General features: G+C 68.5%; 28 protein-coding genes. 16 read left to right on the top strand and 12 right to left on the bottom strand.

Annotated elements, in window-relative coordinates; genetic code table 11:
- Positions 1 to 91: 91 nt before the first annotated feature.
- Both ACWPV3_RS01205 and ACWPV3_RS01200 read right to left on the bottom strand, forming a co-directional pair.
- Positions 92 to 742 carry a class I SAM-dependent methyltransferase gene (locus ACWPV3_RS01205; RefSeq protein ID WP_453976525.1) on the bottom strand — a complete coding sequence of 217 codons (651 nt, stop codon included), beginning with the start codon at positions 740 to 742 and terminating at the stop codon, positions 92 to 94.
- On the bottom strand, positions 739 to 1,710 hold the full coding sequence (locus ACWPV3_RS01200) for a fatty acid desaturase family protein (protein ID WP_453976524.1): 972 nt from the start codon (positions 1,708 to 1,710) through the stop codon (positions 739 to 741). Before ACWPV3_RS01200 ends, ACWPV3_RS01205 begins: the two co-directional genes overlap by 4 nt.
- Positions 1,711 to 1,839: 129 nt before the next feature.
- Between ACWPV3_RS01200 and ACWPV3_RS01195 the strand changes: the two genes are divergently transcribed.
- From ACWPV3_RS01195 to ACWPV3_RS01185, 3 genes are read left to right on the top strand one after another with little or no spacing between them, the layout of a single operon-like run.
- Positions 1,840 to 2,244: a hypothetical protein gene (locus tag ACWPV3_RS01195; RefSeq protein ID WP_292089220.1), complete on the top strand. Its 405-nt coding sequence runs from the start codon at positions 1,840 to 1,842 to the stop codon at positions 2,242 to 2,244.
- On the top strand, positions 2,241 to 2,441 hold the full coding sequence (locus ACWPV3_RS01190) for a helix-turn-helix transcriptional regulator (RefSeq protein ID WP_292180460.1): 201 nt from the start codon (positions 2,241 to 2,243) through the stop codon (positions 2,439 to 2,441). Before ACWPV3_RS01195 ends, ACWPV3_RS01190 begins: the two co-directional genes overlap by 4 nt.
- A gap of 37 nt (positions 2,442 to 2,478) precedes the next feature.
- On the top strand, positions 2,479 to 3,402 hold the full coding sequence (locus ACWPV3_RS01185; protein ID WP_453976523.1) for an alpha/beta fold hydrolase: 924 nt from the start codon (positions 2,479 to 2,481) through the stop codon (positions 3,400 to 3,402).
- 9 nt (positions 3,403 to 3,411) lie between these two features.
- On the opposite strand, the gene ACWPV3_RS01180 is transcribed toward ACWPV3_RS01185, so the two are convergent.
- From ACWPV3_RS01180 to ACWPV3_RS01160, 5 genes are all read right to left on the bottom strand, one after another.
- The gene (locus ACWPV3_RS01180) at positions 3,412 to 4,236 is read right to left on the bottom strand and encodes a DUF3298 and DUF4163 domain-containing protein (protein ID WP_453976522.1); all 825 of its coding nucleotides are present in this window, start codon (positions 4,234 to 4,236) and stop codon (positions 3,412 to 3,414) included.
- Between the two features lie 42 nt (positions 4,237 to 4,278).
- Positions 4,279 to 5,313: a UbiA family prenyltransferase gene (locus tag ACWPV3_RS01175; protein ID WP_453976521.1), complete on the bottom strand. Its 1,035-nt coding sequence runs from the start codon at positions 5,311 to 5,313 to the stop codon at positions 4,279 to 4,281.
- Between the two features lie 116 nt (positions 5,314 to 5,429).
- Positions 5,430 to 6,212: a GIN domain-containing protein gene (locus ACWPV3_RS01170; RefSeq protein WP_292180470.1), complete on the bottom strand. Its 783-nt coding sequence runs from the start codon at positions 6,210 to 6,212 to the stop codon at positions 5,430 to 5,432.
- Positions 6,209 to 6,802 carry a DUF1700 domain-containing protein gene (locus ACWPV3_RS01165; protein WP_453976520.1) on the bottom strand — a complete coding sequence of 198 codons (594 nt, stop codon included), beginning with the start codon at positions 6,800 to 6,802 and terminating at the stop codon, positions 6,209 to 6,211. Before ACWPV3_RS01165 ends, ACWPV3_RS01170 begins: the two co-directional genes overlap by 4 nt.
- Positions 6,799 to 7,173 (bottom strand): PadR family transcriptional regulator, encoded by a 375-nt coding sequence (locus ACWPV3_RS01160; protein WP_292180476.1) that lies wholly within the window; start codon positions 7,171 to 7,173, stop codon positions 6,799 to 6,801. The genes ACWPV3_RS01165 and ACWPV3_RS01160 overlap by 4 nt, the downstream gene beginning before the upstream one ends.
- A gap of 297 nt (positions 7,174 to 7,470) precedes the next feature.
- Between ACWPV3_RS01160 and coxB the strand changes: the two genes are divergently transcribed.
- From coxB to ACWPV3_RS01105, 11 genes are all read left to right on the top strand, one after another.
- Positions 7,471 to 8,439: a cytochrome c oxidase subunit II gene (gene coxB, locus ACWPV3_RS01155; RefSeq protein WP_453976519.1), complete on the top strand. Its 969-nt coding sequence runs from the start codon at positions 7,471 to 7,473 to the stop codon at positions 8,437 to 8,439.
- Between the two features lie 15 nt (positions 8,440 to 8,454).
- Entirely contained in the window at positions 8,455 to 10,137 is a 1,683-nt protein-coding gene (ctaD, locus tag ACWPV3_RS01150; protein WP_453976518.1) for a cytochrome c oxidase subunit I, read from the top strand.
- An 85-nt stretch (positions 10,138 to 10,222) separates the two neighbouring features.
- Positions 10,223 to 11,212, top strand: coding sequence for a heme o synthase (gene cyoE / locus ACWPV3_RS01145; protein ID WP_292086637.1), 990 nt, complete (start codon positions 10,223 to 10,225; stop codon positions 11,210 to 11,212).
- A 3-nt stretch (positions 11,213 to 11,215) separates the two neighbouring features.
- On the top strand, positions 11,216 to 11,386 hold the full coding sequence (locus ACWPV3_RS01140; RefSeq protein ID WP_292180485.1) for a hypothetical protein: 171 nt from the start codon (positions 11,216 to 11,218) through the stop codon (positions 11,384 to 11,386).
- Positions 11,383 to 11,919 carry a cytochrome c oxidase assembly protein gene (locus ACWPV3_RS01135; RefSeq protein WP_292180488.1) on the top strand — a complete coding sequence of 179 codons (537 nt, stop codon included), beginning with the start codon at positions 11,383 to 11,385 and terminating at the stop codon, positions 11,917 to 11,919. Before ACWPV3_RS01140 ends, ACWPV3_RS01135 begins: the two co-directional genes overlap by 4 nt.
- The gene (locus tag ACWPV3_RS01130; protein ID WP_453976517.1) at positions 11,919 to 12,377 is read left to right on the top strand and encodes an NUDIX domain-containing protein; all 459 of its coding nucleotides are present in this window, start codon (positions 11,919 to 11,921) and stop codon (positions 12,375 to 12,377) included. Before ACWPV3_RS01135 ends, ACWPV3_RS01130 begins: the two co-directional genes overlap by 1 nt.
- 46 nt (positions 12,378 to 12,423) lie before the next feature.
- Positions 12,424 to 13,332, top strand: coding sequence for a cytochrome c oxidase subunit 3 (locus ACWPV3_RS01125; RefSeq protein WP_453976516.1), 909 nt, complete (start codon positions 12,424 to 12,426; stop codon positions 13,330 to 13,332).
- Positions 13,329 to 13,730: a DUF983 domain-containing protein gene (locus tag ACWPV3_RS01120; protein ID WP_453976515.1), complete on the top strand. Its 402-nt coding sequence runs from the start codon at positions 13,329 to 13,331 to the stop codon at positions 13,728 to 13,730. Before ACWPV3_RS01125 ends, ACWPV3_RS01120 begins: the two co-directional genes overlap by 4 nt.
- Positions 13,727 to 14,440 (top strand): SURF1 family protein, encoded by a 714-nt coding sequence (locus ACWPV3_RS01115; RefSeq protein ID WP_453976514.1) that lies wholly within the window; start codon positions 13,727 to 13,729, stop codon positions 14,438 to 14,440. Before ACWPV3_RS01120 ends, ACWPV3_RS01115 begins: the two co-directional genes overlap by 4 nt.
- A gap of 50 nt (positions 14,441 to 14,490) precedes the next feature.
- Complete coding sequence (locus tag ACWPV3_RS01110) at positions 14,491 to 15,702, top strand: M16 family metallopeptidase (protein WP_453976513.1); 1,212 nt, start codon at positions 14,491 to 14,493, stop codon at positions 15,700 to 15,702.
- Between the two features lie 65 nt (positions 15,703 to 15,767).
- The gene (locus ACWPV3_RS01105) at positions 15,768 to 16,322 is read left to right on the top strand and encodes an NADPH-dependent FMN reductase (protein ID WP_453976512.1); all 555 of its coding nucleotides are present in this window, start codon (positions 15,768 to 15,770) and stop codon (positions 16,320 to 16,322) included.
- Between the two features lie 67 nt (positions 16,323 to 16,389).
- On the opposite strand, the gene ACWPV3_RS01100 is transcribed toward ACWPV3_RS01105, so the two are convergent.
- The gene (locus tag ACWPV3_RS01100) at positions 16,390 to 16,902 is read right to left on the bottom strand and encodes an SMI1/KNR4 family protein (protein WP_313452454.1); all 513 of its coding nucleotides are present in this window, start codon (positions 16,900 to 16,902) and stop codon (positions 16,390 to 16,392) included.
- Positions 16,903 to 17,054: 152 nt separating this feature from the next.
- A complete protein-coding gene (locus ACWPV3_RS01095) occupies positions 17,055 to 17,267 on the bottom strand; it encodes a cold-shock protein (protein ID WP_166622634.1) in 213 nt (70 codons plus the stop codon).
- Positions 17,268 to 17,503: 236 nt separating this feature from the next.
- Here ACWPV3_RS01095 and ACWPV3_RS01090 point away from each other — a divergent pair, with 236 nt between their 5' ends.
- Positions 17,504 to 17,695 carry a hypothetical protein gene (locus ACWPV3_RS01090; RefSeq protein WP_292086649.1) on the top strand — a complete coding sequence of 64 codons (192 nt, stop codon included), beginning with the start codon at positions 17,504 to 17,506 and terminating at the stop codon, positions 17,693 to 17,695.
- A gap of 7 nt (positions 17,696 to 17,702) precedes the next feature.
- Here the strand turns inward: ACWPV3_RS01090 and ACWPV3_RS01085 are convergent, their stop codons facing one another.
- From ACWPV3_RS01085 to ACWPV3_RS01075, 3 genes are all read right to left on the bottom strand, one after another.
- Complete coding sequence (locus ACWPV3_RS01085; RefSeq protein ID WP_453976511.1) at positions 17,703 to 18,881, bottom strand: DUF1501 domain-containing protein; 1,179 nt, start codon at positions 18,879 to 18,881, stop codon at positions 17,703 to 17,705.
- Positions 18,878 to 20,290, bottom strand: coding sequence for a DUF1800 domain-containing protein (locus tag ACWPV3_RS01080; protein WP_453976510.1), 1,413 nt, complete (start codon positions 20,288 to 20,290; stop codon positions 18,878 to 18,880). The genes ACWPV3_RS01085 and ACWPV3_RS01080 overlap by 4 nt, the downstream gene beginning before the upstream one ends.
- Positions 20,291 to 20,408: 118 nt before the next feature.
- Positions 20,409 to 21,245 carry a metal-dependent hydrolase gene (locus ACWPV3_RS01075; protein ID WP_453976509.1) on the bottom strand — a complete coding sequence of 279 codons (837 nt, stop codon included), beginning with the start codon at positions 21,243 to 21,245 and terminating at the stop codon, positions 20,409 to 20,411.
- A gap of 65 nt (positions 21,246 to 21,310) precedes the next feature.
- Between ACWPV3_RS01075 and ACWPV3_RS01070 the strand changes: the two genes are divergently transcribed.
- Positions 21,311 to 21,886, top strand: coding sequence for a TetR/AcrR family transcriptional regulator (locus tag ACWPV3_RS01070; protein WP_453976508.1), 576 nt, complete (start codon positions 21,311 to 21,313; stop codon positions 21,884 to 21,886).
- The last annotated feature ends 22 nt before the right edge of the window (positions 21,887 to 21,908 follow it).

Genomic DNA, 21,908 nt, shown 5'->3' with positions numbered 1-21,908 from the left:
CAAGCGGAGCCGCGCCCCTTTCCGGCGGGGGCTGGCCCACCTTAAGTTCCGGGTTCGTCCTGCGCAGGGCTCGGAACGACGCCCGGCATGTTCAGGGCATGGCCCAGACGGAGGACCGCTTGATCTCCTGGTCCTCCAGCTCCCGCGTCGTGGGCACCCGGTATTCGGCGAGGAAATCCAGGCCCGTGCGCGGGAAATAGGTGCGGCCCGGGTCGCCGATCAGGACGCGCGTCCCCCTGGCCCGCGCCTGGGCCAGCCAGGCCAGGACGGCCTCGGTCATCGGGCGTTCGTAGCAGATGTCGCCGGCGCAGATGACCTCGACCTCGGGCGGGGCGCTGTCCAGCAGGTCGGTCTGGGTGAAGGCCAGCGCCACGCCGTTGGCCTGGGCGTTGGCGGCGACGGCGGCCTGGCAGAAGGGGTCGATGTCGGCGCACAGGACCGAGGCCGCGCCCGCCTTCATCGCCGCGACGCCGACCAGGCCCGAACCGGCGGCGAAGTCCAGCACCCGTTTGCCGGCGACCTCGTGCGGGTGGTCCAGGAGGTAGCGGCTCAGCGCTTGGCCGCCCGCCCAGGCGAAGGCCCAGAAGGGCGGCGGCACGCCCATTTCACCCAGCTCCTCCTCGGTCAGGCGCCAGATCGGGGTGATCTCGTCGGCCAGCCAAAGGGAAATCTCGGGCGCATGCGACACGGGCTGCAGCCGGGTGTGGCTGCGGATGAAGGCGGCGGGATCGGAGACGGTCACGGGGCGGGGCGCGTCGTCACGGTTCGCAGCACGTCCAGATAGCCGGGCGCCACCTCCATCGCCCTGCCTTGCGGCCTGGCGTGCACGGCGCGGTGCAGGGCCGGCAGCTTCCAGCAGGGGACATGCATGAACAGATGATGCTCGGCGTGGAAATTGACCCAATAGGGGGCGATGAAGGCGCGCTCCCACCAGCGGGCGCGAGTGGTGCGGGCGGCGCGAAAGGCGTCATCGGTTCCGCCCTCGACACAGGCGTGTTCGGCGATGTTCCTCAGCCGCGTGACCATCGGAAACCAGGTCGCCATCGGCAAGAGCCAAAGCACGAAGAAGGCCCACCACAGGCCGGCGGCGACGAATCCGGCCAGCAGCAGGAGGTTGACGATCAGGAAGGGCAGGACGGACCGACCCGTGACGATGGACTCATAGTCGTGGGCGGCCTCGACCATTCCCTTTGCGCCGCCGCCCTCCGGGCGGTTTGAGCGCGCCTGGGCCAGGGGCAGGAGAATCCGCTGTTTGAAGAAGGTCTGGCCCGTCAGGTCGCGGATCAGCTTGCGCCGCAGGGAGGCGGGCGTGACGGGGAAGGGCGCCGACAGCATCCGGTCCGGGTCCTCGGGCTGCTGGACGAAGCGGTGATGGCGCAGGTGATAGGGGCGATAGGCCTTCAGACTGGCGCCGATCGGCACGGCGCACAGCCAGTGACCGAGGAAATCGTTCAGGCGCGCGTTGCGGGACAGGCCGCCGTGCGCCGCCTCGTGCATCAATATGGCCAGGCCCAGTTGGCGCGTGCCGACGATCATCACGCACAGCGGGATCAGCCAGGGAAGGACGACGCCCGCCGTCACGGCCAGGGCGATCACCGCCCAGCAATGCAGCACCAGCAGCGGCCCGACCCAGGCGGATCGGCTCTGGAACGGACGCCACTCCTGGGGCGTGAACAGGGTCGCAGGCGCGATGCGCGGGGCGGCGGGCATGGCGTCAGTCTAACCTCAAGCCCGACGGGCGAACAGTCGTGCGAAGATGTGGGGCGCGCCTGACATAAAGTCAGGTTGACATGACATTTCTGCTGTGTCAGGTTCGCCTTACACAAACGGGAGGTCGCCATGTTGGCTCTGGGTAAATCGAAGACGCAGGCGGGGCGGCGGTATGTGATCCGCACCCTGGCGTTCATGGGCGGCTATCTGGCTGTCAACACCGCCGCCATCTTCGGGGCGTTCGACGACATTCGCAGCCCGGTCGCGGCCTGGGCCCTGGCCCTGGTGGTCGCCGCGCCGGTCGCGGGTCAGATCTGGGCGACCCTGGCCCTGATGAAGGAATCCGACGAATTCGTGCGCGCCCTGATCGCCAAACAGTTCATCGTCTCCGCCGGCGTGGCCATGGCCCTGTTCTCGGCCTGGGGTTTCGGCGAAAGCTACGCTGGCGCGCCCCACGCCCAGGGTTGGCTGATCTATCCGCTCTTCTGGGCTGTCTATGGCGTGGTGTCGCCCTTCATCCGGAGCAGCCGATGAAGAATCGCCTGAAATTGTTGCGGGTCGAGCGCGGCTGGACCCAGGAACAGCTGGGCCAGGCGCTGGGCGTCTCCCGCCAGGCGGTGATCGCGCTGGAGACCGAACGGCACGATCCGTCCCTGGACCTGGCCTACCGCATCGCCGCCGTTTTCGAGCGCCCGGTGGAAGACATCTTCGAGAACCCGCATTCGGGCTGACCAAAAAGTCAGAATAACCTTACAATTGGAGACGACCATGATGAACGTGCGTAATCGCGCGCGGCCGATGCTGCGCGCCCTGTTCTTCGCTTCCGCCCTGGCCATGACCGCCGCTCCCGGGGCGGCGGCCGCCGAACCGGCGACGGCTGCGGCGCCCTTCGTCTCGGACCGGTTGTCGGTCGAGGTCGTCGGCCAGGGGCCGGACCTGATCCTGATTCCCGGCCTGGCCTCCTCGCGCGAGGTTTGGCGGGCGACGGCGGATCGGCTGAAGGCGAACCACCGGGTGCATCTGGTGCAGTTGTCGGGCTTCGCCGGCCAGGCCTGGACACACGGCGACGGCGCCTTCGTCCAGCCCGAGGTGGACGAACTGGCGCGCTATATCCGCCAGGCGGGTCTGGTCCGTCCTGCGGTGATCGGCCATTCGATGGGCGGGCTCAGCGGTCTCATGCTGGCGCAGCAGCACCCCGAACTGGTCGGGCGGTTGATGACGGTCGATTCCCTGCCCTTCTACAGCGCCCTGTTCGGACCGACGGCGACGGCCGAGACGGCCCGGCCGTTCGCGGACCAGGCGGCGGCGCAGATTCTGGGCGCCGACGCCACGGCCTATCGCGCCCAGCAGACGGCCGCCGCCCAGGGCCTGTCGCGCGACCCGGCGGAACAGGCCCGCATCGTCGACTGGTCGATGGCCAGCGACCGCCACGCCGTCGCCGCCGCGATCCGCGACGTCATGACCACCGACGCCCGGCCAAAGCTGGCGGCCATGACGACCCCGGTCACCGCCCTCTACGCCGCCGACGCCGACGGCGGCGCGCCCGCAGCCGTGGCCGACGCGATGTGGACGCGCGAATATTCCACCCTGCCAGGCGCGACCCTGACGCGGGTGGACGGCAGCCGTCATTTCATCATGGCCGATCAGCCCCGGCGGTTCGCCGAGGCCGTGGACCGGTTCCTGGCGGACTGATCCGACCGATCAGCCGTTGGTCGGCGTCACATCCCCCGCCTTGACCGGCGCGCCGCCGAACTGGTCGGCATAGGCGGGGGCCAGCAGGGTGCGGAAGGCCGACTGCGGCAGGGCGATCCAGTAGTCGCCGTCCGAATGCGGCCCGATCTGATAGGAATCGAGCAGGAAGGTGATCCCGCCGATCTTGCCCGGTTCGGACCCCGGCGTCAGGATGAAGGGCGTGGCCGAGGCCTTGGGGCAGGTCCACATCTTGCCGCCCAGGGTCGCCGGCTCCGAGCCCGGCGAGCGGGCCTGTTTGGCGGCGTTGGCGGCGGCGCACAGGGCCTTGTCCAGGGCGGACGTGTCCGGCCCTGCGCGGAACAGGTCAGCGAAGCCCAGCGGGCGTTTGGCCGTCTTGTCCCAGATGACCCCGCCATAGGTGACGTTGGGATGGGCGCCGCCCGTGTCCTCGAAATTGGTGCGGGCCAGGCTGATCAGCCTGGGCGTTTCGCCGCCGGGCGAATAGGTGACGGTGCGCTCATAAGGACGATCGCCGCCCCCGGCCTCGCTGAGATCGGCCTGGGCGCCCTCGGCGAACTGGCCCAGTTCGCGCACGCCGGCGTCGTACAGGGCCCCGCGCAGGCCGGGCGCGGTCTTGACCCCCTCGGGCAGGGTCAGTTTGACGGTGGCGTAGGGCGTCTTGGCGTCATAGGCCAGCGGTCCGTCCCCGGTCGCTGCGGCGGGCGCGGGGGCCGGCTGGGCGGGCTTGGCCTTGTCCTCGCGGCGCTGGCAGGCGGCCAGGGCCGCGGCGATGGCGATGGTGGTCAGCAGGATCTTTGCGGGGGAGGAGCGCATGCTTTTCAGTTCCTATCGCGGGGGACGCTGGGAAGGGTGACGTCAGATCGGCCAGAGAGCGCCCAGGCCGATGGCGAAAAACAGGACGAAGCCCGCCTCTCGGTTCGACCGGAACAGTTTCAAGGCCAGGCCGCCGTCGGCCGGATCGATCCGTCGCGTCTGCAGCGCCAGGTGGACGGCGTAGGCGGCGAGACCCATCCAGAACAGCGGTCCCAGCCCGGCCGCCAGCCCCGCCAGGGCGGCGAAAACCACGGCCAGGGCGTAGAAGACGGCGACCCCCGGCCGCACGGCCGAGGCCAGCCGCCGCGCCGAGGACTTGACCCCGACCATGGCGTCGTCCTCGATGTCCTGAAGCGCATAGATGGTGTCGTAGCCCAGGGTCCAGAAGACGCCGCCGATCCAAAGCAACAGCGCGGGCAGATAGGCCTGCCAGGCCAGGGCGACCGCATAGCCGCTGTCGCTGGCCGGGGACCACAGGAAGGGGCGGAACTCGCCCGCCAGGTCGGAGGGCAGCAAAAGGGCGGCGGCCGCCAGGGGCAGGGCGGCGGCGAACCCCATCAGGGCGCCCCAGTTGAAGGTCAGGCCCAGCCAGGCCTGGGGCCACCAGGTGATCCGCTTCATGAAGGGATAGGCCGCGACCAAGGCCAGCGATCCCACGCCCAGCAGGATCGCAACGGTCGGCAGGGTCAAGAGGATCATGAGGCTGATCAGGCTGCACCCCACGACGAAGGCCCAGGCCTGTTTCACCGTGATCCGGCCCGACGGAATGGGTCGCTGGGCCGTGCGCGCCACCTTGGCGTCGAAGTCGCGGTCGACGATGTCGTTGAAGGCGCAGCCCGCCGCCCGCATCAGACAGGCGCCGACGCCGAAGCCGACGAACAGCCACAGATCATACAGTCCCGGCGCCTGCCGATACTGCGCCAGGGCCAGGGCGATCCCCTGCCAGCCGGGCAGCAGCAGCAGCCAGACGCCGATGGGCCGGTCGAACCGTCCCAGCTTCAGCCAGGGTTTGAGCCCCTCGGGCGCATGGCGATCCACCCAGTTGGCGCCGGCGTCGGGGAGGGGGGCGAACGTCATGCGGCGCAGGTTAGCGGCGAATGCGGCGGGGGTGAAGGCTTGGAGGGCGAAACGAAAAAGGGGCCGGACGAAACCGGCCCCTTCGACATCGCAATCGCCGGCCTCCCTGCGCGGGTTCAGTTCTGATGAACCTCGCCCGAGCCGGAGATGCTGCTGTTCAGCTTGGCCGGGCGCAGGGCCAGGTTGACGTCGCCCGAGCCGTCGATCGAGACATCCACGGTTCCTGTGGCGGCGACCGTCGCCTCGCCCGAGCCGGCGATGTCGATCCGGGCGTCCTTCAGCGTCAGACGGGCCAGGTCGGCGTCGCCCGAACCGGCGATGTCCAGGCTCAGCCGATCGGCCCGACCCGAGGCCGTGACGTCGCTCGATCCCGACAGGTCCAGCGCCAGGGACGGCTGGTCATAGTCGCGGATCGTCAGGTCGCCCGAGCCGTTGGCCACGAAACGGTTCACCTTGGGCGCGGTGATCACCACCTTCAGTTCGTCGCGCTCCGACCGGGCGGAGAAGTTGCCGTTCTTCCAGCCGAAGACGACCCGTTCGTCGCCTTCGCCCAGGTCCAGGCGACCGTCGACCAGCCGGACCCTGTCGGTCAGACCCTTGGGGCCGGTGATGACGACGGTGTCGGCGTCGCCCTGGACATATTCGACGTCGATGCTGGAATCGACGGTCAGGGTCTCGCCGCCGGCCCAGGTCAGGGTGCGGGTGGTGAAGGGCCCCAGATCGTCGGTCCCGCCGCCCTTGACCCGTTCGAAGCGGACGCTTTCGCCGTTGTCGTCCTTGAAGGTCCAGGCCCAGCCGTGGCGCTGCAGGTCGTGGCCGCCGAGGGCCAGCGAACCGCCTACGGTGACGACGCACAGCACCAGGGCGGCGCCGGCGATGATGAACAGGGTGCGGATCATGCCGAGACTCCCGGGACAGGGGTGGATTGAGCGGGTTCCAGCGCCGGCTTCAGCAGGCGGTAGTGCAGGCGGGCGAACCAGACGACGCCGTTGACCAGCCAGATGGTGAAGATGGCGCACAGGGCGCCGATGAAGACGCCGCCGGCCATCAGGCCCAGGCCCATCAGGATCGCGGCGAACGGCCCGCCGGGGAAGCCGGCGAAGGGTCCGGCGACCATGAGCGCCCCGCCCCCGACGAACAGGCCGATGGCGGCCATGAAGAAGCCGAACACGGCCCCGACCACGCCCATCAGGATGGGCAGCAGGATCAGGATGTCGATGGCCCCAAGGCCCAGCACGGCGAAGACGGCGCCGGCGGCGGCCGACGGGTTCTTCTCCTGGCGCCAGCGCTGGATGCCGGCCTCGGCCTTCAGTTCGCGGGCCAGGCGGTCAGGATCGCCCAGGGCGGCCGCGACCTCGGCCTCGGTGCGGCCGGCGGCCAGGCCGTCGTCGAAATGGGTTTCGTAATCGGCGACGATGTCGTTCGCCGTGGTGGTCGTCAGGCCGACCAGACCGTTCTTGAGACGGGCGATGAATTCGGCGCGCGTCATTGTGGCGTCCCCTCCGGTTGAGCAACGGGCTCTTGGATCGTGGTTTGCGGCGCATTCGACACGACGGCGTCGACGGCGGCGGTGAAGGCCGACCATTCGGCGGTCTGGGCGGCCAGGGCCGCGCGTCCCGTCTCGGTCAGGCGATAGTATTTCCGGGACGGCCCGGACGAGGATTCGACCAGATAGGTCTCGACCTGGCCCTCGGCCTGCATCCGCCGCATCAGGGGGTAGATGGTGCCTTCCCCCATGTCGATGGCGTCCGAAAGCCGGCTGGCGATCTCGTAGGCGTAGCTGTCCGCCCGGTTCAGAAGGGCCAGGACGCACAGACCCAGCACCCCCTTCTTCAGCTGTATCTCGATGGTTTCAGGCACCTCGATCTCTCCCTGTGACAGGAATTGGATACGGCAAGGTATCTTGTGACGCAAGGTAGCTGTCGAAACATGACAGCGATTTAATCGTGGCGCTTACCCGCCGGGCTTGCGGCGGCTTTGCGGCCTGATCGGCGTTGATCGCTTGGCAAGGCCAGAACGATCCGATAGGTGATCGCCAAAGCGCCGGGCGTGGGAATCGCGCCAGCGTGACAGTTGCGATTCGTTCGCAAGCGTCTGCTGAATAACGGTTTTATGGGGAAGACTCCTATGGGGATGGGCAAGCGAGCCCGAGGGACGATGAAGGGCGCCGTCGGCGCCGCGTCTTCGATCGTGCTGGGGGCCGGTCTGGCGATGGTCGCCGCGGCGCCGACGTGGGCGCAGGACCTGATGGGTCAGCCGACGCCGGGCGGCATCGGCCTGCAGCCGGCCGCCTCGCCGCTGAAGCACGACGCGCACTTCTTCCACGACGTGATCCTGCTGCCGATCATCGTCGGCATCACCCTTCTGGTGCTGGGCCTGCTGACCTGGATCGTCTTCCGCTACAACAAGAAGGCCAATCCGACGCCCGCGCGCTGGAGCCACAACACCACGATCGAGGTGATCTGGACGGTCCTGCCGGTCGTGATCCTGGTCTTCATCTCCCTGTTCTCGTTCCGCCTGCTGTTCGCCTATCACGACATGCCGCGCCCGGACCTGACGGTGAAGGTGACGGGCAACCAGTGGAACTGGGCCTATGAATATCCGGACCAGGGCGTGGCGGAATATGTCTCCAACATGCTGCCGGAAGACCAGCTGGCCTCGCGCGGCCTGCCGCACAGCCTGTATCGCCTGGCCGCGACCGAGCCGATGGTGGTTCCGGTCGGCAAGACGGTGCAACTGGTCATCACCGCCTCGGACGTGATCCACGCCGTCGCCCTGCCGGCCTTCGGTCTGAAGACCGACGCCGTGCCCGGCCGCATCAACACCACCTGGTTCAAGGCCGAACGCACCGGCGTCTTCTACGGCCAGTGCTCGGAACTGTGCGGCGTCGACCACGCCTTCATGCCGATCGAGATCCATGTCGTCAGCCAGGCCGAGTTCGAGCGCTGGATCGCCTCCAAGGGCGGCTCCATGACGCCCAAGGCCGCCGCGCCCGCCGCCCCCGCGGCTGCGCCGGCCGAAGCCCCGGCCGCCGACGCCGCCGCTGTCGCGACCCCGGCGGCGACGCCCGCCGCGACGACCCAACCCGTTCCCGCCGCGGCGCCCGCCGCGCCGGCCGCCCAGTAAGAGGCGAACATATCCATGGCTGACGCTATCCTCACCCGCGACGCCGCCCACGCCGGGCACGCCCACCACGATCACCACGATCACAAGGTCGGATTCTTCACCCGCTGGTTCCTGTCCACCAACCACAAGGACATCGGCACCCTGTACCTGCTGTTCGCCATCATGGCGGGCGTGGTCGGCGGCGCCCTGTCGGGTCTGATCCGCTGGGAACTGGCCGAGCCGGGCATCCAGATCTTCAAGGAAGGCTCCTCGATCCAGCTGCTGGGCCTCGTCGAGCAGTCCAAGCACGGCTACAACGCCGTCGTCACGGCCCACGCCCTGATCATGATCTTCTTCATGGTCATGCCCGCCATGATCGGCGGCTTCGGCAACTGGTTCGTGCCCATCATGATCGGCGCGCCGGACATGGCCTTCCCGCGCATGAACAACATCTCGTTCTGGCTGCTGGTCGCCGCCTGGTGTCTGCTGATCCTGTCGATGTTCGTCGACGGCGGGCCGGGCAAGGGCTTCGGCGGCGGCTGGACGGCCTATCCGCCCCTGTCGACCGTCGGCCACGTCGGTCCGGCCTTCGACCTGGCCATCTTCGCCCTGCACGTCGCGGGCGCCAGCTCGATCCTGGGCGCGATCAACTTCATCACCACCATCCTGAACATGCGCGCGCCGGGCATGACCCTGCACCGGATGCCGCTGTTCGCCTGGTCGGTGCTGATCACCGCCTTCCTGCTGCTGCTGTCGCTGCCCGTCCTGGCCGGCGCCATCACCATGCTGCTGACCGACCGCAACTTCCACACCCACTTCTTCGATCCGGCCGGCGGCGGCGACCCGATCATGTACCAGCACCTGTTCTGGTTCTTCGGCCACCCGGAAGTGTACATCCTGATCCTGCCGGGCTTCGGCATCATCAGCCACATCGTCTCGACCTTCTCCAAGAAGCCGGTGTTCGGCTATCTGGCCATGGCCTACGCCATGGTGGCCATCGGCTTCGTCGGCTTCGTCGTGTGGGCGCACCACATGTACACGGTCGGCATGAGCGTGAACCTGCGCGCCTATTTCATCGCCGCGACCATGATCATCGCGGTGCCGACGGGGGTGAAGATCTTCAGCTGGATCGCCACCATGTGGGGCGGCTCCATCAGCTTCAAGACGCCCATGCTGTGGGCGATCGGCTTCATCTTCCTGTTCACCGTCGGCGGCGTGACCGGCGTGGTCCTGTCCAACGCCGGCATCGATTACAGCCTGCACGACACCTATTACGTGGTTGCCCACTTCCACTACGTTCTGTCGCTGGGCGCCGTCTTCGCCATCTTCGCGGGCTTCTACTACTGGTTCGAGAAGATGTTCGGGGTGAAGTACAACGAGTTCCTGGGCGCGACCCACTTCTGGATCATGTTCGTGGGCGTGAACCTGATCTTCTTCCCGCAGCACTTCCTGGGTCTGCAGGGTATGCCGCGCCGCTATATCGACTATCCGGACGCCTTCACCCTGTGGAACCACATTTCGTCGATCGGCTATGTCATCACCATCGTCGGCGTGGCCGTCTTCCTGATCATGCTGCTGGAAGCCGCCATCCGTCGCCGCCCGGGCGTCGCCAACCCCTGGGGAGAGGGCGCCACGACCCTGGAGTGGACCCTGTCCTCGCCGCCCCCGACCCACCAGTTCAACGAACTGCCGGTGGTCAAGGGCGACGACGGCCACTGATCCTGTTCACAGACCGACAGCGGGCCGCTCTTTCCATCGGAAGGGGCGGCCTTCTGCTTTTGGGTGTGCTATGCCGCGCGCGCAGATGACCGAAGTTCACACCCCCGCCGAGGCCCCGACCCAGGAGCGCCCCCTTATCTCCACCGCCCAGCCGGAAGACTTCTTCCAGCTGTTGAAGCCGCGCGTCATGTCGCTGGTGGTCTTCACCGCCGCGACCGGCCTGGTCGTGGCGCCGGGGTCGATGAACCCCTTCGCCGCCGCCATCGCCATCCTGTGCATCGCCGTCGGCGCGGGCGCGGCGGGCGCGCTGAACATGGCGCTGGAGGGCGAGACCGACGCCCTGATGCGGCGCACGCGCGGCCGCCCGGTCGCGGCGGGACGTGTCCGTAAAAACGATGCGATGGCCTTCGGCGTGGTGCTGAGCCTGTTTTCGGTCATGCTGCTGGGCATGAACGCCAATTGGCTGGCGGCGGGGCTGCTGGCCCTGACCATCGTCTATTACGCCGGCTTCTACACCCTGCTGCTGAAGCGGCGGACGCCCCAGAACATCGTCATCGGCGGCGCGGCCGGCGCCTTTCCGCCGGTGATCGGCTGGGCCGCCGCGACCGGCCATGCGCCGTGGCAGGCCTGGCTGCTGTTCCTGATCATCTTCCTGTGGACCCCGCCGCACAGCTGGGCCCTGGCCCTGTATTCGGCTGGCGACTACGCCAAGGCGGGGATTCCGATGATGCCGGTGGCGCGCGGGGCCAGATCCACCCGTCTGCAAATTCTGATCTACAGCCTGGTGTTCGTGCCGGTGGCGATCCTGCCCGGCGTGACGGGTCTGGGCGGCGCGATCTATCTGGCCGTCTCGATCCTGGGCGGGATCGGCTTTCTGGGCCTGGCGCTGCGGCTCTATCGCTCGCGCGCCGGGGACGAACCCGACAAGGTCGAAGCCGTGGGACGCGAGGCCGCATTGTACGACGTCCGCGCCCAGGCCAAACCGGCGCGTGACCTGTTCGCCTTTTCCATCCTCTATCTGATGGCGCTGTTCTCGGCGCTGCTGATCGAGGCCCTGTCCGGTCTGGGAGCGTAAACCATGCGTCTGACGCCCGAAGAACTGCGCGCGCGCAAACGCCGCAACGTCTGGATCGCCCTGGCGCTGGTCGCCTTCATCGTCCTGGTCTTCGCCACCACCGTCATCCGCCTGCAACAGAACCAGGCCGACGAGCGGGCGCTGCGCGACGCGGTCGAAGGCGCGCCCCTATGAAACCGGCGCGCAAGAACATGATCGCCGTCATCTGCGTGCTGACGGTGATGGGGATGACGGGCGCGGCCTTCGCCGCCGTGCCCCTGTACCGGATGTTCTGCCAGGTCACGGGCTTCGACGGCACGACCATGCGGGCCGACAAGGCGCCCGACACGGTGCTGGATCAGACCGTCACGGTGCGGTTCGACACCAATGTGCGCGGCGTCCCCATGACCTTCCGCGCCGAAAGCCCGACCCAGCGCGTGCGGATCGGCGAGACGGGCCTGGCCTATTTCGACGTGACCAACACCTCGGACAGGCCGATCCAGGTTCGGGCCAGCTACAATGTCTCGCCCGAACAGACGGGGCCCTATTTCCAGAAGCTTCAGTGTTTCTGCTTCACCGACCAGACCCTGGCGGCGGGCGAGACGCGCCAGTTCCCGGTCCAGTATTTCATCGCCCCCGAACTGGCGACCGACCGCGAGGCCCAGGGCGCGCGCGACATCACCCTGAGCTACACCTTCTTCCCGTCGGTCGACGCGCCCAAGGCGTGATGGGGCGTCCCGGCGTCGATTTTCCCGGCGTCGGCTGCGGCCTGGTCGTCCAGCGCCCCGACGGGCGGGTGCTGCTTTACCGGCGGTTGAAGGCGCCCGAGGCCGGGTTCTGGACCATCGTCGGCGGCAAGGTCGATCCCATGGAGCCCAGCCGGGAGGCCGCCCGCCGCGAGGCCGGGGAAGAAAGCGGCCTGACGATCGGCGCGGTCGATTTCCTGTGCCTGGCCGAAGCGATTCTGCCCGCCGACCGCCAGCACTGGATCTCGATGATCTATGTCACGCACGACTTCGCCGGAGAGGCGCGTCTGAGCGAACCCGACGCCTTTTCGGACGTGGGCTGGTTCGATCCCGACAGGCCGCCCCAGCCCCTGTCGGTCTTCACCGCCCAGGCCTTTGCGGCGCTGAAAAAGGCGGAAAGGCGGCGCCCCTCTGGCGCGGCGAAAAAGGGGACGCTATAGCCGGAAGCAAAGGCGACTCCATCGCCCGCCGACAGGGAAGAAACGCATGGCCGATGCGCACGCTGCTCCGCAGCACGACTACCACCTGGTGCCGCCCAGCCCGTGGCCGCTGCTGTCTTCCATCGGCGCGACCATCATGTTCATCGGCGCCGTCATCTGGATGAAGGGCCTGGCCCCCGCCGACGGCGGTCCGATCGCCGCCAACCTCCTGGCCCAGGGCAAGCCGGCCGTCTTCTTCGCCGGCCTGGCGGGGGTGCTGGTCTCGGCCTTCGGCTGGTGGTCGGACGTGATCAAGGAATCCAAGGGCGGCGACCACACCCCGGTCGTGTCCCTGGGTCTGCGCTACGGCATGATCCTGTTCATCGCGTCCGAGGTGATGTTCTTCGTCGCCTTCTTCTGGATGTTCTTCGACATGGCCCTGTTCCATGAATCGCGCGCCCTGACGCCGGAAGTCGGGACCTGGGCCGACACGGCCAAGGCCTGGTCGACCTGGCCGCCCAAGGGGGTCGAGGTCCTGTCGCCCTGGCAATTGCCGCTGCTGAACACCGTGACCCTGCTGCTCTCGGGCTGCACCGTCACCTGGGCGCACCACGCGATCCAGGTCGACGACCGCAAGGGCGCCAAGATCGCCCTGGGGCTGACCGTGGCGCTGGGCGTGCTGTTCACCTGCGTCCAGGCCTATGAGTACCACCACATCCTGCACGAGCACCTGTTCTTCAACGAAGAGGCCGTGAACTCGGGCCTGTACGGCTCGATCTTCTTCATGGCGACGGGCTTCCACGGCTTCCACGTTCTGATCGGGACCATCTTCCTGACGGTCTGCCTGATCCGTCTGCTGGCCGGGGACTTCACCCCCAAGAAGCATTTCGGTTTCGAGGCGGCGGCCTGGTACTGGCACTTCGTGGACGTGGTCTGGCTGTTCCTGTTCGCCTTCGTCTACGTCGTCTTCGGTTGATCGAAGACAGAACCGAGGATGCAGAGGCGGCGCGGGACGAGTCATCGTCCCGCGCCGTCGCCGTTTGCGCCGACTCCGTGCGGGCGGGCCTTCGGGGGCGTTGTCCGCGCTGCGGTCAGGGGGCGCTGTTCGACGGCTTCCTGAAGGTCCGGCCCGCCTGCACCGCCTGCGGGCTGGACTATTCGACCATTCAGACCGGCGACGGCCCCGCGAGCTTCATCATGCAGATCGCGGGCTTTCTGGTCGGGTTTTCGGCCCTGTTCGTCGAGATCAAATTCCATCCGCCGATGTGGGTGCATCTGGTCGTCTGGCTGCCGCTGGTCGTGGTCCTGTCCCTGGCCCTGATGCGGCCGGGCCGGGGGCTGATGATCGCCCTGCAATACCGGAATCAGCGATGAAGCGTTTCCCCTGGATGCTGACCGTCGCGACGGCCGCCGCCCTGGTCCTTCTGATCGGCCTGGGCGTGTGGCAGGTCGAGCGGCTGAGGTGGAAGGAAGGTCTGATCGCGGCGGCCGAGGCGGCGGCGGCGAAACCGCCCGCGCCCTTGGCCGACGTTCTGGCCGACGCCGGGCGTGGGGGAGGGCTGGAGTTCCGCAAGGTCCTGATGGTGTGCCGGGGCCTGGCGACGGCGCCCTATGTCGAGCTTCAGACCATACACGACGGGACGCCCGGCGTGCGGCTGGTGTCGGCCTGTCGGCCCGAGGGAGAGGCTTTCACCGTGCTGGTGGACCGGGGCTTCGTCGCCGACACGATCTCGGCCCGGCCCCCGGTGATGGAGACGACCCTGCCGCTGGTCCTGGTCGGCGAGTTCCGTTCGGTCCCCCCGCCCGGCGCCTTGTCGCCGGCGCCGCGCGACGGCCGCTTCTACGCTCGCGACACGGCGGCGATGGCCGAGGCCCTGCATGTCGCCGGTCCGCTGCGGCCCGAGGCGGTGTACGCCCTGACCGCGACCAATCCGGAGTTCGGGGCGCTGACGCCGTCGGCGCCGCCGGCGGCCTTTTCCAACAATCATTTCGGCTACGCCCTGACCTGGTTCGGACTGGCGATCGCGCTGGTCGGCTTCTATGTGGCGCTGCTTCGTCGGCGATCGAAGAAAGACCTGTCCTGAGCGCGCAACTGCACACCCTGTCCAACGGCGTCCGCGTCGTCTGCGATCCCATGCCCGGCCTGAAGACCCTGGCCGTCGTCGTCACCGTCAAGGGCGGCGCGCGCTGGGAGGCCGAGGACCGCTCGGGCTGGTCGCACCTGCTGGAGCATCTGGTGTTCAAGGGCGCGGGCGACATGGCCGCGCGCGAGATCGTCGAGCGGATCGAGGCCGAGGGCGGAAACATCAACGCCTCCACCGGCTATGAACGCACCAGTTTCGAGGTGCGCGCCCTGGACGGCTCTCTGCCGCTGGCGATGCAGGTGCTGTCGGACCTGGTGTTCCGTCCCACGCTCGATCCCGCCGAGATCGAGCGCGAGAAGGACGTGGTCGCCCAGGAGATCGCCGAGGCCTTCGATACGCCCGACGACCATGTGTTCGAAATGGTCCAGACCCGCGCCTTCGCCGGCCAGCCGCTGGGCCGGCCGATCCTGGGCTCGATCGCCAGCCTGAAGCCCGCGGACAAGGCCAGCGTCGAGGCATGGCGCGCGCGGCTGTATTCGCCCGACCGAATGGTGGTCGCGGTGTCCGGCGCGGTGGAGGAGGGCGCGTTGCTGGCCCTGGCCGAGCGCTGGTTCGGCGCTGCGGTCGCGACCCCGGCCGATGCCCCGGCCCCCGCCGTCTTCGTCGGCGGTCACGCCAGGCTGACGCGCAAGATCGAACAGGCCAATCTGGTGTTCCAGCTGCCGGGTCTCGCCGCGACCGACCCCGCCCTGTCCGCCAAGCGGCTGTTCACCGAAATCCTGGGCGGCGGCATGGCCTCGCGCCTGTTCCAGAGCGCGCGCGAGATGCGGGGCCTAGCCTACGCCATCGACGCCTATCAGGAGCCGTATCAGGACGCGGGGGTCCTTGGGGTCTACGCCGGAGCGGCGGCCGAGCGCGCCAGGGAGCTGGCCGAGGTCTGCGCCCACGAGGTCCGGGGCCTGGCCGAGACGGGGCCGACGCCCGCCGAACTGTCGCGCGCCAAGGCGGTGATGAAGGCCGGTCTTTGGATGTCGGACGAAAACCCGATGAGCCGCGCGGGCCGCAACGCCGCCCAGACCCTGATCTTCGGCGCGCCGCGCTCCAGCCCCGACCTGACCGAAGAGCTGGAAGGCCAGACGATCGAGGATGTGCGCGCCGTCGGCGCCCGCCTGCTGGCGTCGGGCCAGACGGCCAGCGCGGTGCTGGGCCCCAAGGCGGCGGCTGCGGCAGGCGAGACCTTCGCCACGATCCTGTTCCCCTGAATTTTACGGGAACGCGCGGCGGCCCTCTCGGGTTATGCTGACGCTTTCAAACCCCGGAGACACCCATGTCCGTCCGCGTCGCCCTGATCGTCGGCAGCCTGCGCAAGGGCTCCTATTCGCGCGCCATCGGCATGGCGATGAAGGAGATCGCCGCGCCGGGCCTGGACCTGGTCCCGGTCGAGATCGGCGACCTGCCCCTGTACGACCCCGACCTGGACAATGACGCGCCGCCCCCAGCCTGGACCCGCTTCCGGGGCGAGGTGGCTGCGACCCAGGCGGTTCTGTTCGTTACGCCCGAATACAACCGCTCCATCCCCGGCGCCCTGAAGAACGCCCTGGACGTCGGCTCACGCCCCTATGGCCACAGCATCTGGCAGGGCAAGCCCGCCGCCATCGTCAGCGTCTCGCCCGGCGCCGTCGCGGCTTTCGGCGCCAACCACCACCTGCGCCAGCCGCTGGTGTTCCTGAACATGCCGACGATGCAGCAACCCGAGGCCTATATCGGCAACGTCGCCGACCTGCTGGACGAGAACGGCAAGCTGAAGAAGGACGACACCAAGGCCTTCCTGAAAAGCTTCACGGACGCCTTCGCCGCCTGGATCGACAAGACGAAGGCGTGAGGCGCTTTGCCTAAGTCGGAATGACGGCGTGGACGCAGTTTCCCTTCCGACTTTTTCCCTCCCGACTTTAGCCGCCACTGCGGCGGACCATTTCAGACCAGAAATCGATTTCTCGAGGGTTTCCGTCCAAGCCTTTGGGCCCCAACCCGTTCTCTTCCCGATCAATGTAGTCGAGAAGGTCCGCGCCAAAATGGATGATATCTGATTGGTAGACCGAGAAGACCGGATTGCCAGCTTGCAAAGGTGTAGCAGGCAGATATCTGTGTCCGAAGATCGGAATGAGCTTGGGTGCACGGCTTAATACGTCTCGGAGAACCTCAGCCCGCTCATCTTCCTTAGCCGGTCGCTCTCCCCACTCCGACCACCAAAGTCCATTTTCTTCCACATCGAAGAGCAAGCCCTCAAACGGCCAAGCCATTTGGGACCGCACCATTGTTTCGTTATTCCAATCGGTCCCGCCGACCGGCCGTCGATCGAGCAATAGATCAGTGAGGTCCGGTGGGAAGGTGACGCGGAACTGCAACTGCGCTCTTTCGAGTTCAGCCGCCGTGTAGCCTGTGGTCCAAGTTATCGCGGCCATGGCCGAACCTAACGTCCGCATCGCTGCTGGCCAATGGTCGCTTTCCAGTCCCAGACGTTCGAAACGGCGCTTCCGCGATCCAACAGAACCCAGAATTGAAAACGGCGGCTCCGTGAGGAGCCGCCGTCGCCAGTTCAGCGGTGAGGCTGAATTCAGCCGACCGTTTGCAGCTGGCCAGCCGATTCCTTGCCCGAACGCTTGTCGCGTTCCAGCTCGTAGGAAACCTTCTGGTTTTCGTCCAGGCCGCGCAGGCCGGCGGCTTCGACGGCCGAGATGTGGACGAAGACGTCCTTGCCGCCGTCGTCGGGTTGGATGAAGCCGTAACCCTTGGTCGGGTTGAACCATTTGACAGTGCCGGTAGCCATTTTGAGACCTCCGCTAGAAGTTGACCGAGGGAACGCCCCTGCGGCCTGTCGGGTCTGAATGGGATCGGCCTGGACTCATGCGTTCGCAAGGAGAGTGGGCGTTACGCAGAGAGATCGACGAGGCTCATAAGCGCAGGCTTTCGCGGCAAAAGCAAGACGCGGGGCGTTCGGGCGACTTGGCGACGGAACGGCCCCGCTTCCAAGACGTTGTCAGGGTTCACGAAAGGTCTTCCCTCATGAACCGCACACATGTGGTCGAGCGCGCCTACCAGCTTGCCCGGACCCCCGAATGTCTGAACACCGGCGATGTGGTGAAGGCCCTGTCGGCCGAAGGCTATTCGAACGCCGACATCTCGCACTTTCAGGGCGCGTCGATCCGAGCCGATCTGAACCGCATCTGCAAGGCGACGGCGGCCCAGGCGGCCTGATCCCGCCTTAGGCCAGCCCGGACAGAACCGGGGCCTCGGCCGCGCTGTCGGGAAAGACGCGGGCGTCCAGCGCGGCGCGGTCGATCCCCATATGATCGCGCAGGACGCCCTTGAACACCGAGCGGATGTCCAGGGTCGGGCGCAGGTCGCGATCCTCGAACAGCCGACCCTGGGCCAGGGTCGGCCAATCGCCGACCGGCCCGCCACGCTTCAGGGCGCCGCCCGCCAGCAGAAGGGACGAGGCCGTGCCGTGGTCGGTGCCTTGGGTGCCGTTGGCGTGGGCGGTGCGGCCGAACTCGGTGGCGACCACCACCAGGGTGCGACGCCAGTCGTCGCCCAGTCCCGTCATCAGTCCGGCCGTCAGTTGGTCGAGGCCGGTCAGGCGCGTCTGCAGTTGCGCCTTCTGGCCGGCGTGGGTGTCCCAGCCGTCCAATGAGACGGCGACGATGTCGGCGCCCTCCGGTCCCGTCATCAGCCGGGCCACCGCCGCCCCCAGGGCGCGCGCGTCGTTGCGGCGCACTGACCCGTCGCCCGAGGCTTCGGCCTGGGCTTCGGTCGCCAGGCCCCGCATCAGGTTCGGTCCCAGCAGCGGATCGTCGGCGTAGAGGTCCTGGAGCCTCAGGGCCAGCCGGTCGTCGGGCCGCACCTGGCCGCCGGGCGACCAACTGGACACGGCCGCGTTCCCCCGCAGGATCAGCGGCGTCTGGGCGCCGATGGACAGACCTTTCAGCGGCTGCCCGCCGGCGGCGACGATGGCGCGGTTCAGCCAGCCGTCCTCCTGGCGACGCAGGGTGGCCGCGCCGTTCTCCAGCACGTCCTGCGCCTCGAAGTGGGAGCGGATGCGCACGGGCAGGGCGACGGCCGGGGCGAAGCGCAACTGCCCTTGACCATAAAGGTCATGCAGCCCCGTCAGGGCCGGGTGCAGGCCGAAACCGTCGCCGAGGGGCAGGGCGCCGTCCGGCTGTCCCGGCGGGGGCACGGCCAGGCCGCCGCGCAGGGGAACATAGTCGGCGTCGCCATAGGGCGGGGTGACGGACAGGCCGTCCATGGCCCCGCGCGCGATCAGAACGACCAGTTTGGGCCGGGCGGTGGGCGACAGGGCCGAGACGCGCCCAGCGAAGGCCAGGCTGATTCCGGCGGCGGCCCCGCCCAGCAAGGCGCGGCGATTGAGGGCGATGGGGGTCATCGGCGCTGAAACTCCGGCGACATGAACAGGAGGGCGAGGGCTTCGGGGCGGCTTTCGGCGCGGGCGATGGTCTGTCGGGTGCGCTCGCTCATGCGGTCGCCCAGGGCGTCGACGGCGACCTGGACGGGATCGGCCGTCCGCGCGCTGTCGGCCATGGCGCGTGACCAGTCCAGCCGCTTGACCAGGGCGTCCGGCCCGGCCCAGTCTCCGGCCGTGTCGGGCCAGCCTTCTGGCGAGGGCGGCGAGAACGGCGGCTGGCCCATGGCGATCAGGGCTTGACGCAACGGCTGAAGCCGCTGGGGCGCCACGCCCAGGGCGCGATGCGCCGACATCACGAACTCATAGGGCGTCTTCACCTTGGCCGGCTGGGGCGTCCAGGTCTCGGGCGCGGCGGCCAGGGCGTGGGCCACCTGGGCCAGGTCGCCGCCCGTGCGGGTCCAGGTCTGCTCCAGCCGCGCCGTCAGGGCCGGGGGCGGATCGTCGGCGACGAAGTGAGCCGCGATCCGGTGCGACAGACGCCGCGCCGTGGCTGGATGGCGGGCCAGGTCGCGCAGGATCGCCTGACCCTGGGCCAGGCCCGGCTGGCGATAGGTCCTGCCCATGACGGTGCGGGCGCCCGGCTCATGCACATTGGCGCGGAACAGGAAGGCGCCGGTGACGCCATCGTCTCGGTCACGGGCGTTCGGCGTGGACCAGCCGGTCAGGGCGCGCGCCAGTTCGGTCACGTCGCCCTGGGTGTAGCCGCCGTCGACGCCGACGGTGTGCAACTCCATCATCTCGCGCGCCAGATTCTCGTTCAGACCGGCCGAACGGCGTCGCCCGGCGGGGCTGTCCGGCCCGATCGAGCGCGCCTGATCCAGATAGAACAGCATGGCCGGATGCTGTTCGGCGGCAAGGGCCAGGTCCTCGAACCGGCCGAAGACGTGGGGGCGGATCGCCTCGCGCTCGAACTGGTCGGCGAAGGCGCCGGCGTCGAACTTGACCAGGGAGACGGTGAACAGGTTCGACCAGAACAGGGCCCACCGTTCGGCGAAGCCGTCCTCGGTCGTGGCGGCGAGCCGGGCGCGGGCCAGGAAGGCCTGGGCGGTGTCGTCGGCGATGGCGCGCCGCGCCGCCTGTCGCGCCTCGCGCCGGGCCTGGGCCGTGGGATCGACGGCGCCGGGCGTGGGAGAAGCCGCCGCGTCCGGGCGCATCGCCGCTCGGGGCGCGGCGGCTCGATAGTCCTGAAGTTGGTCCAGCCGCTGGGCCGCGTCGGGAAAGTCGCCAGGCGGCTGGGGCGCGCCCTGGGGCCGGATCTGGGCCGCCAGCCAGTCGCTCGGATCGGGCGCGACGCGCGCGATCTCGCCGGGCCGGGCGCCCAGGCCCAGCCGGGTCAGGGCCAGGGCGGCGTCATGCGCGGATGCAGCCATTACGATCTCCTCGTCGCCCCGAGGAGTGTAACGCGCCGGCCCGAAAACTCCGTCGCCGGCCTTCACCGACGTCAGAAGAAATTCGGTCGTCCGATCAGGTGGCCAGCCAGACGGCCTGTCAGGCGGCTTGGGCCAAGCCCGTCTCAGCCTCGGCGATCAGGTTGCGGTCGTCCACCTGCCACGGATGGAAGTCGGGCTTGTAGAAGGCCAGATAGTCCCCGATCATCCGACGATACAGACCCGGCTTCAGCCACAGCCAGCGAAACAGGCCAAGACGGGCCTTCCAGCCGACGACGCCGTCCTGCTTCAGCAGCATCAACGTCGTCTCGCGCACGGTCCGTGTGAACAGAAGCGTCGTCAGGGCCATGGCCCAGCGACGGATGCGCCACCGTTTCAACGGGCCGAGGTCGCGGGCGGCGTGCAGGAAGACGTCATAGGCCACGCCCTTGTGCTCGATCTCCTCGATGGCGTGCCAACGCCACAGACGGGCCAGGTCGGCGGGCGCGCCCTTCAACAGGTCCGGATCGGCCAGCAGCCGATGGGCGAAGGCGGCGGTGAAATGCTCCAGCGCCATGGTCGCCGCCAGCTGGGCCAGGGCCGGACGCGCGCGGGCGATGTCGAGACGGGCGGTGACATAGGCCTCGATCTCGGCGGTGTCGTAGCCGGCGCGTTCGGTGATGGCGTTGAAGGCCATGTGTTCGCGGGTATGGGCGCCCTCCTGAATCGTGAAGGCGCGGATGTCCGCGGCCAGGGCCGGGGGCGCGTCCTTGGCGAACCGCTTGACCGACTGGATGAAGAACCTCTCGCCGTCGGGGAAGGTCAGGCTGAGGGCGTTCATCACGGCGGTGCCGAACGGGTCGCCGTTCAGCCACCAGCGTGGCGTCGGAGCCTCGCGGTCGATATGCAGGTCACGCGGCTTGATCTGGAGGTCGGCGGGGGTGGCGGATTTCGCCATGGGTCTGCTCCTCGATTTCGGGACCAGAATGGAGTTAACTGACATTGATGTCAACTAATGGTCCGGTGAGGCGGCGTCGCGGGGCGGTGGCGCGCGAAGAGGCGCTGGAGGCGGCGCGCGACCTCCTGCTGTCCGGCGGGCCGGCGGCTGTGACGCTGAAGGCGGTGGGCGAACGGATGGGCGTGGGGCACGCCAATCTGATCCACCATTTCGGCTCGGCGGCCGGGCTGCAGGGCGCGCTGATGGATGCGATGGTGCGCGATCTGGCGCAGCGCATCGAGGCCGGCCTGAGCGACGGCCGCGAGGGCGTGGACCCGGAACGGCTGATGACCGTGGTGTTCGACGCCTTCGGCAAGGGCGGGGCCTCGCAGATGGCCGCCTGGCTGGCCCTGGCGCGCGAACAGGGGCGGGCGGAAAGTTTCGCCCAGGTGGTCCGCGACCTGGCCGACCGGCTGGCGGCGATGGCGCCGGACGACCCCTGCGCGGCGGAACGGGCGCGGTCCCTGGTCATGACAGCGGCCTATATGGCCTTCGCCGAGGGACTGATCGGCGACATACTGACGCCCATGCTGGACGCGCCCGAAGGCCTGGGGCGCGCCCTGGCCCTGAAGTTGACGGCGACCGTCTTGGCGGAACCGTGAGTGCAGGCCACACTCATCCTGT

The organism is Brevundimonas sp. Marseille-Q4549 (assembly GCF_976940555.1).
The sequence above is the reverse complement of the archived record's forward strand: the minus strand, read 5'-3'. Positions and strand labels throughout refer to the sequence as shown.

What these genes read in the sequence shown, in the direction of transcription:
- ACWPV3_RS01200 (WP_453976524.1), bottom strand. Translation starts at nt 1,710, where the DNA reads ATGCCCGCCGCCCCGCGCATCGCGCCTGCGACCCTGTTCACGCCCCAG.
- ACWPV3_RS01195 (WP_292089220.1), top strand. Translation starts at nt 1,840, where the DNA reads ATGTTGGCTCTGGGTAAATCGAAGACGCAGGCGGGGCGGCGGTATGTG.
- ACWPV3_RS01190 (WP_292180460.1), top strand. Translation starts at nt 2,241, where the DNA reads ATGAAGAATCGCCTGAAATTGTTGCGGGTCGAGCGCGGCTGGACCCAG.
- ACWPV3_RS01185 (WP_453976523.1), top strand. Translation starts at nt 2,479, where the DNA reads ATGATGAACGTGCGTAATCGCGCGCGGCCGATGCTGCGCGCCCTGTTC.
- ACWPV3_RS01180 (WP_453976522.1), bottom strand. Translation starts at nt 4,236, where the DNA reads ATGCGCTCCTCCCCCGCAAAGATCCTGCTGACCACCATCGCCATCGCC.
- ACWPV3_RS01175 (WP_453976521.1), bottom strand. Translation starts at nt 5,313, where the DNA reads ATGACGTTCGCCCCCCTCCCCGACGCCGGCGCCAACTGGGTGGATCGC.
- ACWPV3_RS01170 (WP_292180470.1), bottom strand. Translation starts at nt 6,212, where the DNA reads ATGATCCGCACCCTGTTCATCATCGCCGGCGCCGCCCTGGTGCTGTGC.
- ACWPV3_RS01165 (WP_453976520.1), bottom strand. Translation starts at nt 6,802, where the DNA reads ATGACGCGCGCCGAATTCATCGCCCGTCTCAAGAACGGTCTGGTCGGC.
- coxB (WP_453976519.1), top strand. Translation starts at nt 7,471, where the DNA reads ATGAAGGGCGCCGTCGGCGCCGCGTCTTCGATCGTGCTGGGGGCCGGT.
- ctaD (WP_453976518.1), top strand. Translation starts at nt 8,455, where the DNA reads ATGGCTGACGCTATCCTCACCCGCGACGCCGCCCACGCCGGGCACGCC.
- cyoE (WP_292086637.1), top strand. Translation starts at nt 10,223, where the DNA reads ATGACCGAAGTTCACACCCCCGCCGAGGCCCCGACCCAGGAGCGCCCC.
- ACWPV3_RS01140 (WP_292180485.1), top strand. Translation starts at nt 11,216, where the DNA reads ATGCGTCTGACGCCCGAAGAACTGCGCGCGCGCAAACGCCGCAACGTC.
- ACWPV3_RS01135 (WP_292180488.1), top strand. Translation starts at nt 11,383, where the DNA reads ATGAAACCGGCGCGCAAGAACATGATCGCCGTCATCTGCGTGCTGACG.
- ACWPV3_RS01130 (WP_453976517.1), top strand. Translation starts at nt 11,919, where the DNA reads ATGGGGCGTCCCGGCGTCGATTTTCCCGGCGTCGGCTGCGGCCTGGTC.
- ACWPV3_RS01125 (WP_453976516.1), top strand. Translation starts at nt 12,424, where the DNA reads ATGGCCGATGCGCACGCTGCTCCGCAGCACGACTACCACCTGGTGCCG.
- ACWPV3_RS01115 (WP_453976514.1), top strand. Translation starts at nt 13,727, where the DNA reads ATGAAGCGTTTCCCCTGGATGCTGACCGTCGCGACGGCCGCCGCCCTG.
- ACWPV3_RS01110 (WP_453976513.1), top strand. Translation starts at nt 14,491, where the DNA reads ATGCCCGGCCTGAAGACCCTGGCCGTCGTCGTCACCGTCAAGGGCGGC.
- ACWPV3_RS01105 (WP_453976512.1), top strand. Translation starts at nt 15,768, where the DNA reads ATGTCCGTCCGCGTCGCCCTGATCGTCGGCAGCCTGCGCAAGGGCTCC.
- ACWPV3_RS01100 (WP_313452454.1), bottom strand. Translation starts at nt 16,902, where the DNA reads ATGGCCGCGATAACTTGGACCACAGGCTACACGGCGGCTGAACTCGAA.
- ACWPV3_RS01095 (WP_166622634.1), bottom strand. Translation starts at nt 17,267, where the DNA reads ATGGCTACCGGCACTGTCAAATGGTTCAACCCGACCAAGGGTTACGGC.
- ACWPV3_RS01090 (WP_292086649.1), top strand. Translation starts at nt 17,504, where the DNA reads ATGAACCGCACACATGTGGTCGAGCGCGCCTACCAGCTTGCCCGGACC.
- ACWPV3_RS01085 (WP_453976511.1), bottom strand. Translation starts at nt 18,881, where the DNA reads ATGACCCCCATCGCCCTCAATCGCCGCGCCTTGCTGGGCGGGGCCGCC.
- ACWPV3_RS01080 (WP_453976510.1), bottom strand. Translation starts at nt 20,290, where the DNA reads ATGGCTGCATCCGCGCATGACGCCGCCCTGGCCCTGACCCGGCTGGGC.
- ACWPV3_RS01075 (WP_453976509.1), bottom strand. Translation starts at nt 21,245, where the DNA reads ATGGCGAAATCCGCCACCCCCGCCGACCTCCAGATCAAGCCGCGTGAC.